Source organism: Conexibacter stalactiti (assembly GCF_033542075.1).
Taxonomy (GTDB): domain Bacteria; phylum Actinomycetota; class Thermoleophilia; order Solirubrobacterales; family Solirubrobacteraceae; genus Conexibacter; species Conexibacter stalactiti.
In genome coordinates, this window is sequence record NZ_JAWSTH010000006.1 from 41,129 (window position 1) to 52,912 (window position 11,784).

At 70.4% G+C, this 11,784-nt stretch carries 13 protein-coding genes and 2 tRNA genes; 2 read left to right on the forward strand and 13 right to left on the reverse strand.

Going from position 1 to position 11,784, the window contains the following annotated elements:
* Window positions 1-193: 193 nt before the first annotated feature.
* Together R7226_RS04170 and tadA are read right to left on the reverse strand one after the other, a co-directional pair.
* Window positions 194-283: transfer RNA gene (locus tag R7226_RS04170), tRNA-Ser, on the reverse strand.
* A gap of 104 nt (window positions 284-387) precedes the next feature.
* The gene (gene tadA, locus R7226_RS04175) at window positions 388-852 is read right to left on the reverse strand and encodes a tRNA adenosine(34) deaminase TadA (RefSeq protein WP_318595779.1); all 465 of its coding nucleotides are present in this window, start codon (window positions 850-852) and stop codon (window positions 388-390) included.
* 139 nt (window positions 853-991) lie between these two features.
* Here tadA and R7226_RS04180 point away from each other — a divergent pair, with 139 nt between their 5' ends.
* The gene (locus R7226_RS04180; RefSeq protein WP_318595780.1) at window positions 992-2,419 is read left to right on the forward strand and encodes a S8 family serine peptidase; all 1,428 of its coding nucleotides are present in this window, start codon (window positions 992-994) and stop codon (window positions 2,417-2,419) included.
* 61 nt (window positions 2,420-2,480) lie between these two features.
* Window positions 2,481-3,491, forward strand: a complete 1,011-nt coding sequence (locus R7226_RS04185; protein WP_318595781.1) for a glycosyltransferase family protein — start codon at window positions 2,481-2,483, stop codon at window positions 3,489-3,491.
* A 339-nt stretch (window positions 3,492-3,830) separates the two neighbouring features.
* On the opposite strand, the gene R7226_RS04190 is transcribed toward R7226_RS04185, so the two are convergent.
* The 11 genes from R7226_RS04190 to R7226_RS04240 form a co-directional block, all read right to left on the reverse strand.
* Window positions 3,831-4,277: a universal stress protein gene (locus R7226_RS04190; RefSeq protein ID WP_318595782.1), complete on the reverse strand. Its 447-nt coding sequence runs from the start codon at window positions 4,275-4,277 to the stop codon at window positions 3,831-3,833.
* Between the two features lie 72 nt (window positions 4,278-4,349).
* On the reverse strand, window positions 4,350-4,511 hold the full coding sequence (locus R7226_RS04195) for a hypothetical protein (protein WP_318595783.1): 162 nt from the start codon (window positions 4,509-4,511) through the stop codon (window positions 4,350-4,352).
* 104 nt (window positions 4,512-4,615) lie between these two features.
* On the reverse strand, window positions 4,616-5,239 hold the full coding sequence (locus tag R7226_RS04200) for a TetR/AcrR family transcriptional regulator (protein WP_318595784.1): 624 nt from the start codon (window positions 5,237-5,239) through the stop codon (window positions 4,616-4,618).
* Window positions 5,240-5,249: 10 nt separating this feature from the next.
* Window positions 5,250-5,801, reverse strand: coding sequence for an NADPH-dependent FMN reductase (locus R7226_RS04205; RefSeq protein WP_318595785.1), 552 nt, complete (start codon window positions 5,799-5,801; stop codon window positions 5,250-5,252).
* A gap of 4 nt (window positions 5,802-5,805) precedes the next feature.
* Window positions 5,806-6,357 carry a YceI family protein gene (locus R7226_RS04210; RefSeq protein ID WP_318595786.1) on the reverse strand — a complete coding sequence of 184 codons (552 nt, stop codon included), beginning with the start codon at window positions 6,355-6,357 and terminating at the stop codon, window positions 5,806-5,808.
* A 127-nt stretch (window positions 6,358-6,484) separates the two neighbouring features.
* Complete coding sequence (locus R7226_RS04215) at window positions 6,485-6,931, reverse strand: response regulator (RefSeq protein WP_318595787.1); 447 nt, start codon at window positions 6,929-6,931, stop codon at window positions 6,485-6,487.
* The gene (locus tag R7226_RS04220; RefSeq protein ID WP_318595788.1) at window positions 6,928-8,544 is read right to left on the reverse strand and encodes a sensor histidine kinase; all 1,617 of its coding nucleotides are present in this window, start codon (window positions 8,542-8,544) and stop codon (window positions 6,928-6,930) included. The genes R7226_RS04215 and R7226_RS04220 overlap by 4 nt, the downstream gene beginning before the upstream one ends.
* Window positions 8,541-9,818, reverse strand: a complete 1,278-nt coding sequence (locus R7226_RS04225) for a PP2C family protein-serine/threonine phosphatase (protein ID WP_318595789.1) — start codon at window positions 9,816-9,818, stop codon at window positions 8,541-8,543. The genes R7226_RS04220 and R7226_RS04225 overlap by 4 nt, the downstream gene beginning before the upstream one ends.
* 38 nt (window positions 9,819-9,856) lie before the next feature.
* A complete protein-coding gene (locus R7226_RS04230) occupies window positions 9,857-10,141 on the reverse strand; it encodes a hypothetical protein (protein WP_318595790.1) in 285 nt (94 codons plus the stop codon).
* Between the two features lie 92 nt (window positions 10,142-10,233).
* Window positions 10,234-10,315: transfer RNA gene (locus tag R7226_RS04235), tRNA-Tyr, on the reverse strand.
* Window positions 10,316-10,406: 91 nt separating this feature from the next.
* Complete coding sequence (locus R7226_RS04240; protein WP_318595791.1) at window positions 10,407-11,495, reverse strand: sigma-70 family RNA polymerase sigma factor; 1,089 nt, start codon at window positions 11,493-11,495, stop codon at window positions 10,407-10,409.
* Window positions 11,496-11,784: the final 289 nt, after the last annotated feature.

The window sequence follows — 11,784 nt, forward strand, 5'->3', positions numbered from 1 at the left end:
CTCCCTTGCGACCAACGACAGGGACTATAACGACGAGCTAAGAAGCGGTCAACCGAACGGTGGATTCACGCGTGACACACAATTTGCGTCGGCGCGAACATCATTGGTCTTGTTTCCGGCTGGGGCAGACGACGTCCTGGGCGGGCGGGCTCCGGAACGACGAACGCCGGCGCACAGCGCCGGCGTCGTGAGAAGGAGAGGGAGGGATTCGAACCCTCGTCGGACGCATAACGCCCGAAACGGTTTTCGAGACCGCCGCATTCAACCGCTCTGCCACCTCTCCGGGTGGAGCAAAAAGGGTAGCGAACTCGCGCGCGAGGCGGCTGGAAGCCACCCCGCCCGCGGAACCGGCGCGCCGCGTGGTGTCGCCCGCCGCCGTGCCGCCCCTCACCGCCGGCTGGCGAAGAAGGCCCGCAGCTGGGCGGCGCATTCGTCCGCGAGGAGCCCACCGTCAACCTCAGGTCGATGGTTAAGCTGAGGGTGGTCGAGGATGCTGAGAACGCTGCCGGCGGCACCGGCCTTGGGATCCCACGCGCCGAAGACGACGCGCGGGACCCGTGAGAGCACGATCGCGCCCGCGCACATCGCACACGGCTCCAGCGTCACGTAGAGGACGGCGTCGAGCACGCGCCAGCTGCCGAGCGCTCTGGCGGCCTCGCGCAGCGCGATCGCCTCGGCATGCGCGGTCGGGTCCTGTCGCAGCTCGCGCTCGTTGTGACCGGTCGCGACGACCTCGCCGTCATGCACCACGACGGCCCCGACCGGCACGTCCTCATGCGCCAAGGCACGCTCCGCCTCGCGCATCGCGAGGCGCATGAAGTACTCGTCACGTGGGAAGAAGCGGGCGGTCATGGCGTCTCCGCGCGCACGACGGCGCACAGAAGGCGGGGTAAAGGGGAAACTTTCGAAGACCGATGATGTCTTAAGGAACGTGCGGGAAGCTTTCCGCAGCCGCTCCCTGGCTCCCCCCTTCTTCCCCGCACCCGCTCGCTTGCGCAACCGCCCGCTCCTCCCCGCCCTCGGCAGCCGCCGGCTCGCCGTCGCGCTCGCGGCCGCCTGCGCCGCGGTCGCCGCCGCCCCGAGCGGTGCCGCCGCCTCCAACGGCGGCGCTCCCGCGTACGCGCCGGGCGAGGTCGTCGTCGGCTACGAGCCGGCCGTCGACGCGCGTGCGCAGGCGGCGACCGCCCGCGCCGTCGGCGCCGCTGCCGGGTCCGACGCCGGCAGCACTCGCACGCGCGTGCTGCGCGTGCCGGCCGGACAGGTCCGTGCGACCGTGGCGAAGCTCCGCCGTCAGCCGGGCGTCAAGTACGCCGCGCCCAACCCGATCGCGCGCGCCAGCGTCGTCCCGCTGCCCGACGACACCGGCATCAAGGGCTTTCCGGGCGGCCTCGCCGCCTTGCAGTGGAACTTCTTCGGCGACAGAGGCGTCGGAGCGCTGGAGGCTTGGACGAATGCCGACGCAGCCGGGGCGCCGGGCGGCCGCGGCGTCCGCATCGCGGTGCTCGACACCGGCGTCGCCTACCGCGACTTCGGTCGTTTCAAGGCCTCGCCCGACTTCGCCGGGACGAAGTTCGTCGCGCCGTACGACTTCGTCGACGGCCGCAGAGAGGCCGTCGACCGCAACGGCCACGGCACGCACGTCGCCGGCACGATCGCGGAGGCGACCAACAACCGTCTCGGCGTCACCGGGCTCGCCTACGGCGCGACGGTCATGCCGGTGCGCGTGCTCGACTCGCAGGGCTACGGCGACGCCGCCACGATCGCGAAGGGCATCCGCTACGCGGCGCGCCACAACGCCAAGGTCATCAACATGAGCCTCGAGTTCTCGACAAGCGTCCGCGCCTCCGAGATACCGGACATCATGGCCGCGATCCGCTACGCGACCGAGCGGGGCTCGATCGTCATCGGCAGCACCGGCAACGAGGGCGAGGCGCAGGTCGCCTATCCGGCGCGCGCCAGCCTCGTGGTCTCCGTCGGCGCGACGACCGACCAGGGCTGCCTGGCGAGCTTCTCCAACGACGGCGTCGGCCTCGACATCGTCGCGCCCGGCGGCGGCGAGAACGCCTCGCTGACGCAGGACCCCAACTGCCAGGCGGGTCATCGCGGGCGTGACATCTACCAGATGACCTACGCCGGCTCGGTCAGCCGCTTCGGCCTGCCGGCCGGCTACGACGGCACCTCGATGGCCGCGCCGCACGTCTCGGCGACGGCGGCGCTGATCATCGCGACGAAGGTGATCGGGACCAACCCGACGCCGGCGCAGGTCGAATGCCGCATCAAGGCGACCGCGAGAGCGCTCGGCATCCCCGGCCCCAACCGCATCTACGGCTGGGGCCTCGTCGACGCCGGTGCGGCGACCTCGCCGGCGGTGCCGACGCCGAGCTGTCTCGCTCGCACGTCCACGCGCGCTCCTCGCTGACGCGGCACGGATCGACCGTTCGCCCTTGCTCGCGGCGGGTGCGCTCGGGCATGCTAGGCCGATGCGGATCGCCTATCTCGCCGACCCGGGAACGGGCAACGGCTTCTATCGCGGCATAGCGCCGATGATGGTGCTCGGCCTGCGCGGTCACCGCATGACGAGACTGTCGACCGACGAGCGCCGGCCGCCGCTGGGGCAGATGACCGGGATCGACGTGCTGCACCTCCACCGCTACTGCGACGACCGGGCGCTGGCGCTGGCGAGAGCGGCGAAGGCGGGCGGTGCAGCCGTCGTCTGGGACAACGACGACGACATGGGCTCGGTGCCGAAGGACAGCAACGCGTACCGGAAGTTCGGCGGCATCCAGTGGCAGCGGCGGCTGACGGCGATGAGACGGCTGTTCCCGTTGGTCGACCTCGTCACCTCGACCAACGAGACGCTCGCCGGGCGGCTGCGCGAGGCCGGGGCCCAACGCACCGATACGGTCGAGAACTACGTCCCGCAGCAGTTCCTCGTCGAGCGGCGCCGGCCGCAGAGCGGCGTCACGATCGGCTGGATAGCCGGCCTGGAGCACCAGCTCGACGTCGAGCGGATGCCGCTGCGAGAGGCGCTCTCACGGCTGCTCGACGAGCGCCCCGAGGTGCGCGTCAGGACCTTCGGGCTCAAGCTGGGGCTCAACCACGAGCACAGCACCAACGTCGACGTCGTCCCGCTGTTGGAGCTGACGCAGGAGGCGACGTCGTTCGACATCGGCATCGCCCCGCTCTCCGACATCCCGCTCAACCGCGCCCGCTCCAACATCAAGCTGAAGGAGTACGCGGCGGCCGGGCTGCCGTGGCTCGCCTCGCCGATAGGCCCCTACGCCGGCATGGGCGAGCAGCAGGGCGGACGGCTGGTCCCCGACGACGGCTGGTACGAGGCGCTCGTGCGGCTGGTCGACAAGGAGCGCGAGCGACGCAAGCTCGCCAAGCGCGCGCGCAAGTGGGTCGAGGGCGAGACGCTCGAACGCAACGCGCAACGCTGGGAGCAGCTGCTGACCGACGCGGTCGAGCGCAGCCGCGCGGCTCGTTAGCACTTCCCGCGGGCAGGCGTGTGTACGCGTCAGAACACGCCCACCCCGCGATGTCTGCCGATCGGCGGCGTCCAATCGTCAGCTTCGGAACATGCTTTCCACATCGGGGTTGACGCGCATGCCGCCGACTGCATAGGTTTGGGTACGGTCGCGTGTCCGAGGGGGAAGGCGCGCCGGGATGCCGGGCGAGTGGGCGGCGCAAGGGGGTCGATGCGAGGGGGCATCGAGCGCGCCGCCCACCGCCCTGGCTGCTGCTCCGGAGAAGACGCGCGGCGACAGCCAGCCGCCCGCGACGCGGCACGGTGACGGACTGCCGCGGTGGGCGGGCGATTGCGCCTGCTATGTCGTGCGGATGATCAGCACGGAGCAGGGCGCGTGGTGCGAGACCTTGTTCGGCACCGAGCCCAGCAGGAAGCGCTTGGCGCCGGTCATGCCCTTGTTGCCGACGACGATCAGGCCGCTGCCCTGCTCCTCGGCGACGTCGAGGATCGCGTCGGCGGGGTCGCCCTGGCGAGCGAACGTGCGGACCGTCTCGACGCCGGCCTCCTTCGCCTGCTCCTCGACGACGTGCAGCGTCGCGTCGACGTCCTCGCGCGGGCTGATCGACCACTGCAGGTCCTTCGGCGTCTCCGCCGCCTCTTCCCGCAGCCGCTGCGCCGACACCGGCTCGTACGCGCTCACTATCTCCAGTGCCGCGCCGGCGATCCGCGCCAGCTCGATCGCCTGTCTGACCGCCTCCTGAGCCGTTTCGGACCCATCAGTTCCTACGACGATCGATCCGAACACGCGCCTTTCTCCTTCTCAGTTGGGACGGTCGGCCGGATCATATCCCCGCGCGGGCGGGGCGGAGCCGGCTGCTCAGAGCAGCTTGACGATCGCGATCACGATGCCGGCCAGCACGGTGATGACGATCGCGACCTGCATCCAGATCCAGAAGGGCGACATCGCCCGCCAGATTAGATGATTGGTGCCACGACCTGCGCGGCCAGCTGCACGCGCCTCGCGGCGCCGGATCGCCACCCGCCGAGCCGGCAAAGGGGACCCGCCCTGTGCTGACTCGGCGGGCGACGCCCGGCATCCACGATGCGCGCACATCTGACCACGCCCGTCACGGCACCAACCATCTAGCGGTCAGCCTGCGCCGGGCGCGGCGCGACCGGGATCCCCAGCCAGCTGTCGACGAGCGCGCACCAGCCGTCCTGGACGCGCTCCAGCGGCCAGTCGCGCTCGCGCCGCAGATGCAGGTGGATGCGCGAGTCGAAGACCGCCATCAGCGTGACGATCGCGTAGTCGACGTCGATCGCGGCGCCGCTCTCGCGCAGCAGGATCCCGAGATGCATGCGGTACGCCTCCTCGGGGCCTGCGAGCAGCGGATGCCCGCCCGCCGCCGCAAGCGTCGGCGCGTGGTCGTCGAGGATCGCGAGATAGCCGCGACCGAAGGCGTGCAGCCGCTCGCGCGCGGGGGCGCCGGGGCCGAGCGGCGGCAGCCCGCGCACCATCTCGTCCTGGAAGACGCGATGGCTCTCGCTAAGCAGCGCCTGCGTCAGGCCGACGCGGTCGCCGAAGCGGCGGTACATCGTCCCCATCCCGACGCAGGCCGCCTTCGCGACGTCCTGCATCGAGACGTTCTCGGCGCCGCGTTCCTCGAACAGGGCGGTAGCGGCCGTCAGGATCCGCTGACGATTGGACGCCGCGTCGGCGCGTTCGGTCTGCGCGGTCGGCAGCTCGGCGAGGGGAAGCTCCTCCATTGCGCTCCCATCATGCCTTCTCGAGCACCCGCGCGTCGTCGACCAGTGCCTGCACGACGGCGGCGAGCGCCGCGACCTGCTCGGGATCGGAGAGCGTGCCGTCGTCGCCGAAGGCCCCGTCGGCGAGGCCGACCGGCAGCTCGTGGTCGAGCACTCTGGCGCCGATGTGGGCGGCGACTCTGCGCACCTCCGCCTGCGCCCAGACCGCGCCGAAGAGGCCGGTGGAGGCGCCGACGACGGCGACGGGCTTGTCGCGCAGCGGGTGGCTCTCGAACGGCCGCGAGATCCAGTCGATCGCGTTCTTCAGCACGCCGGGGACGCCGGCGTTGTACTCGGGCGTGGAGATCAGGACGGCGTCGGCGCCGGCGATCGCGTCGCGCAGCTCCTGCACCGCCGCGGGTGCGGGACCGCGCTCGAGGTCTTCGTCGAAGTGGGGCAGCTCGGCCAGCCGGTCCCACAGCTCGAGCTCGACCCCGGACGGCAGCGTGGCGGCCGCCGCCCGGAGCAGCTTGCGGTTGTGGGAGTCCTGGCGGACGCTGCCGGGGATGCCGAGGACTCGCATCGGACTACGCCTCCGCGCTCTGCGCGACCAGCGTCAGCTCGATCGCGAGCGTGACGTCGTTGGCGAGCGCCTTGCCGCCGGTCGGCAGGTCGGCGTTCCAGTTGAGGCCGTAGTCGGTGCGGTCGATCACGGTCGAGATCGCCAGCGCCGCCTTCCTCGAGCCGAACAGCTCGGCCTCGGGCGACCACGTGCCGGTCGCCGTGACGGTCTTGGTCACGTTGCGGATCGTGAGCCGGCCGGTGACGGTCGCGCTGCCGTCGTCGGCGAGCTCGACGCTGTCGGAGCTGAACGTCACCGCCGGGTACGTCGCGACGGCGAAGAAGTCGTCGGCGAGCACGTGCTGGCGGAACTGATCGGGCGTGCGGATCGAGATCGACTCGACCTTGGCGGCGCCGTCGAGGCGGGCGCCGGCGTCGTCGACGGTGAGCGTCGCCTCGACGTCGTCGAGCGTGCCCTTGAAGGTCGTCACACCCATGTACTTGACCGAGAAGCCGAAGCTGGAGTGGACCGGATCGACGTTGTAGACGCCGTTCAGGGGCTGGACTGCAGTGGCCATGCGAACACCTCGAAATAGGAAGCGGAGTGGATTCCGCTTCCTACGGTAGCACGACCGGAATGGGTTCCGCTTAGCGTTTGCTCATCCGCGGGGGGCGGCTCTGCAAGCCGCCCGGGGGGTGCCGCCGTCAGCCCTTCGGCAGCTTCACCACCGTCACGAAGAACTCGTCGATCTGGCGCACGACCTCGATGAAACGGTCGAAGTCAACGGGCTTCGTGACGTACGCGTTCGCGTGCAGCCTGTAGCTGCGCAGCACGTCCTCCTCCGCCTGCGAGGTCGTCAGCACGACGACGGGGATCGTCGACAGCGTCTCGTCGCCCTTGATCTCCTTCAGCACCTCGCGCCCGTCCATCTTCGGCAGGTTGAGGTCGAGCAGGACGAGATCGGGCCGCGGCGCGTCGGCGTACCTGCCCTCCCTGCGCAGGTACAGCATCGCCTCGGTGCCGTCGGTCACGCAGGAGAGCGTGTTCTGGACCTTGTTGTCCTCGAACGCCTCGCGGATCATCAGCGTGTCGCCGGGGTCGTCCTCGACCAGCAGCACGTCGATCGGCTCCAAGATCTGCGGTGTGCTCATTCGTCCTCCTCAAGGGCGGGAAGGGTGAAACGGAAGGTGGTGCCCTCGGACGGCTCGGTATCGAGCCAGATCCTCCCGCCGTGGTACTCGATGATCTTGCGGCACATCGCCAGTCCGATGCCGGTGCCGGCGTAGACGTCCTTCGGATGCAGCCGCTGGAAGATCATGAAGATGCGCTCGGCATAGTCCGGCTCGACGCCGATGCCGTTGTCGACGACCGAGAAGCGCCAGGTCTGGCCGTCGCGCTCGACGCTGACCTCGATCCGCGGGCGCGTCTCCTCGGAGCGGAACTTGAGCGCGTTGCCGATCAGGTTCTGGAAGACGCCGGCCAGCAGCGACGCCTCGCCGCGCACGCGCGGCAGCGGCTCGTGCACGACGATCTCGGCGTCGCTCTCCTCGATCGCGGCGCTGAGGCTGGTGAGCGCGTGGCGCAGGATCTCGCCGCTCTCGACGACCTGCTGCTCGGCGTTGAAGCGACCGACGCGCGAGAACGCGAGCAGGTCGTTGATCAGCTGCTGCATCCGCTTGGCGCCGTCGACGGCGAACTCGATGTACTGGTCACCGCGCTCGTCGAGCTGCCCCTTGTAGCGCTTCTCCAGCAGCTGGCAGAAGCTGGCGACCTTGCGCAGCGGCTCCTGCAGGTCGTGCGAGGCGACGTAGGCGAACTGCTCCAGCTCGGCGTTGGAGCGCTGCAGCTCGCGCGTCTGCTGGTCGAGCTGTCTGTGCGCCTCCTTGATGCCCGACAGCTCCGCGACGATCCGCCGCCGCATCACGTCGACGTCGGCGGCCAGCTCGACCACGTCACGCGGACCCTCGCCGGTGATCTCGTGCTCGAAGTCACCACGCGCGGTCCGGCGCACGCGGCGGCCGACGCCGCGCAAGGGGCGGCTGACCGTCCGCCGCAGCGCGAACACGACGCCGAGGATGCCGAGCACGATCAGCAGCGCGATCGCGACGAAGGTGCCGGTCAGGAAGGCGGCGGCGTCCGACAGCTCCTCGCGCCCGGCGTTACGGACGGCGGTGATCTCTCTCTGCTCGGCGTCGAGCGCGCCGCGGACGTCGTCGAACAGCGTGCGACCGAGGTCCGCGGCCGGCTTCGCGTCGGCTCCGGGCCCATCCGCCGTGACGGCGGTGATCGTCGGCTGCGCGTACTGCTGCTCCCACGCCGCGACGCTTTGCTCGACCTGGTCGAGCAGCTCGCGCACGCGCGCGTGCTCCTCGATCGTCGTGATCCCGCGCAGCTGCTGGAGCGCCTCCTCCGCCTCTCTGCGGCCTGCCTCGTACGGTCTGAGGAAGTCTCTCTGCCCGGCGAGCGCGAAGCCGCGAACGCCGGTCTCCTGGTTGATCAGCGCGTTGGAGAGTTGCAGCGAGGCCGTCAGGGCGGGGCCGTTCTTCGACACGACGAGATCGCGCGCGTCGGTCAGGCGATTGATCGCGACGACGCCGAGGGCGATGCCTATTGCCGCGACCACCGCCATCGCGACGGCCGCCCACGTGAACCACTGGCTGACCGTCAGCCGGCTGACGAGCGACGGACGCGGCTGCTCGCGCTCCCACTCGCGCTCGGCACGGCGCGCGACGGCGTCGTCTCGTTCGGGCGCGCTCGCGCTCACGCCGAGTGCCGCGCGGTGACGAGGACCATCGCGAGGTCGTCGGTCAGCTCGCCGCCGTGCAGCTGCTCGACCTCGGCGACGAGCTCGTCCAGCAGCGGGCCGGCGTCGCGGCCGCCCGGCACCTGCGCGAGTCCGCGCCGCTCCAGCAGCTCGACCAGCCGCTCCGGTCCGAGCCGCTCCGCTCCACGGCCGATCCGCCCCTCGATCAGGCCGTCGGTGTAGAGCAGCAGCGTCCAGTCGCCCTCGAACGTGACGGCGTTGCCCGTCCACGCCTCGGCGTCGACGAAGCCGAGCGGCGGGCTGACGTGCTCGACGTCGAGCAGCCGCACGCCGCGCGCGTCGGACAGCACCGGCGGCGGGTGACCCGCGAGGAAGATCCGCCCACCGGTCCGATCGGGCGCGGCGACGAGCACGCAGAGCGTCGCGAACATGTCCGGCGCATGGCGCTCGTGCTCGAGCATCTGCTGCAGCTGCGCGAGCGTCTCCTCCGGCGGTCGCTGCGCGAGCGTCAGCGTGCGCCAGGCGATCCGCAGGCAGGCGCCGAGCGCCGCCTCGTCGGGACCGTGGCCGCTGACGTCGCCGATCAGCACGTGCAGCGTGCCGTCCGCCAGCTCGACGGCGTCGTAGAAGTCGCCGCCCAGCAGCGAGCGGCGACGGCCAGGGCGGTAGCCGGTCGTCAGCGCGATCCGCTCGTCGCTGACGAGCGCGGTCGGCAGCAGCCCGCGCTCCAGGCGCGCGTTCTCACGTGCCGCCAGTCGCGCCTCCAGCAGCTCCTGCTGGGAGCGCTCGAGCCTCCGGCGCTCGATCGCGTAGCGGATCGCGCGCGCGAGCATCGAGCCGTCGACGCCGCTCTTGGAGAGGTAGTCCTGCGCTCCGCTGGAGAGCGCCTCTACGCCGCGGTGCTCGTCGTCGTGCCCGGTCAGGACGACGACGGCCGCGTCGGGCGCGGCGCGGCGCATCCGCTCGACCGCCTCCATCCCGTAGGCGTCCGGCAGGCCGAGGTCGAGCAGGACGCAGTCGAGCTCGTTCGGCAGCAGCTCCTCGGCCTCGCGCAGCGTGCCGACGTGGACGACCTGGAGGTGCGGAGCGGAGTCGGCCAGCAGCTCCTGCACGAGCACGGCGTCACCGAGGTCGTCCTCGACGAGCAGCAGCTGGACCGGAAAGGTCGCCGGCATCGTCGAGGAGTTCTCGACGCCGGGCCGCGGTGCGGTCGCGCTGTTCTCGTCGTTGAAGGTCATCGTCCCCGCGTGCAGGCCCCCGCCTGGCGCGAGCATACAACGCGAGGGGACGATGCCAAGAGCGTCGGGACCGCTCAGTCCTCTTCGACGAGCTGGTCGAGCAGATCGGGCAGGACGCCGAAGAACGACTCCTCCAGCTCCTCCGGCAGCTCGACGATGACCGACTCGAAGTGGCTGTGATCGCCGTGCACGTGCACGTTCGATCTGATCGACGCGCCCGCGAGCACGAAGAAGGGCAGCAGACTGAAGTAGTCCAGTCCCTCGAAGTCGTCACGGTCGAGACCAGTCTCCTCCAGCAGCTTCCAGAGGCGGTCGTCGTACTTGGATTCGCCGATGGCGATGTGCGCGAGCTGCGTCATACGGGGATTGTGTCAGGGCGCGCACCGGGGTGCCGAGCGACAGGCCACCGCAAAACGACGAACGCCCCGCGGCGGCGGGGCGTTCGGTGAAATGGGCGGAGCAGGATTCGAACCTGCGTAGGCAGAGCCAACGGGTTTACAGCCCGTCTCCTTTAACCACTCGGACATCCGCCCGCGAGCGATTCAGGCCGGCGAAGTGTAGCGAGGCCGGCGCAACGCCGCCGCCTCGCGAGAGGCGGCGGCATCGAGCGATCTGTGACGCGCCCTAGGACGCGTCGCGGAGGCGCTGCGCCTCAGGCAGCGCCTCGAGCTTCTTGAGCGTGTGGTTCTCGATCTGGCGGATCCGCTCGCGCGTGACGTTGAACGCGCGACCGACCTCCTCCAGCGTGCGCGGACGGCCTCCCCCGAGGCCGAAGCGCATCTCGATCACCTCGCGCTCGCGCTGCGGAAGGGCAGCGAGCGCGCGGCGCACGTTGTCGCGGCGGAGGTTCTCCGACGCCAGCTCGAACGGAGACTCGGCCGTCTGATCCTCGACGAAGTCGCCCAGCTCGGACTCCTCCTCCTCGCCGATCGGCTTCTCCAGCGAGACCGGCTGCTGGGCCATCCGCAGGATGTCGCGGACCTCCCTGACGGTGCACTCCAGCTCCGCGGCGATCTCCTCAGGCGTCGGCTCGCGGCCGAGCGACTGCACGAGCTGACGCTCGACGTGCACGACCTTGTTGAGCTTCTCAACCATGTGGACGGGGATTCGTATCGTCCGGCCCTTGTCGGCGATCGCGCGCGTGACGGCCTGGCGGATCCACCAGGTCGCGTACGTCGAGAACTTGAAGCCGCGACGATGGTCGAACTTCTCGACCGCCCGGATCAGACCGAGCGAGCCTTCCTGAATCAGGTCGAGGAACGTCAGCCCTCGGCCCAGGTACCCCTTCGCGATCGAGACGACGAGGCGCAGGTTGGCCTCGATCATCTGCTGCTTGGCCTGCATGTCACCGCGCTCGATGCGCTGCGCCAGCGAGACCTCCTGCTCGGCCGTCAGCAAGCTGACTCTGCCGATCGAACGCAGGTAGAGCCGCAGCGAGTCGAGGCTCGGCTCGACCGTGAGGTCGATCTCCGGGCGCTTCGACGCCGTCCCGCGACGCGTGTCCGGCCGCTCCCCCTCGGCGGTCCCCGCCGCCGAGACTGCCGGCTTGCCATCGGCCTCGACCACGTCGATGCCGTGCTCCTCCAGGTGCGCGTGCAGCTCCTGCACCTGTTCCTTCGTGACCTCCACCTCCTCCAAGGTGGTGGCGATCTCCTCGAACGTCAGGTATCCGCGTTCCTGACCTTCGGCGATCAGCTGACGAAACTCCTCCATCTCCGCGATCGGAGCCTCATCCGCCAACAGAACTGCAGCCTTCTCCCTCACGATGAGCTCGTTCCTCTTCGAGACGCGATTCGGACCCGCCAACCGGCAGGCCCCCCTCTCCTCAATGCACCTCGTAACTGAAACGCTACGTCCGCGACGGCAGTCGCGATGTGGCCGAGCCATGACTCGCTCTCCCGCCCAGAGGCGTGGAGGCAGGCTTGCGGCCAGGTGCGGATTGATACCACATGATCCGCGCGATGCCCACCTCCGAGCGGTTGGCGAGGCGGCTGGGCCGACC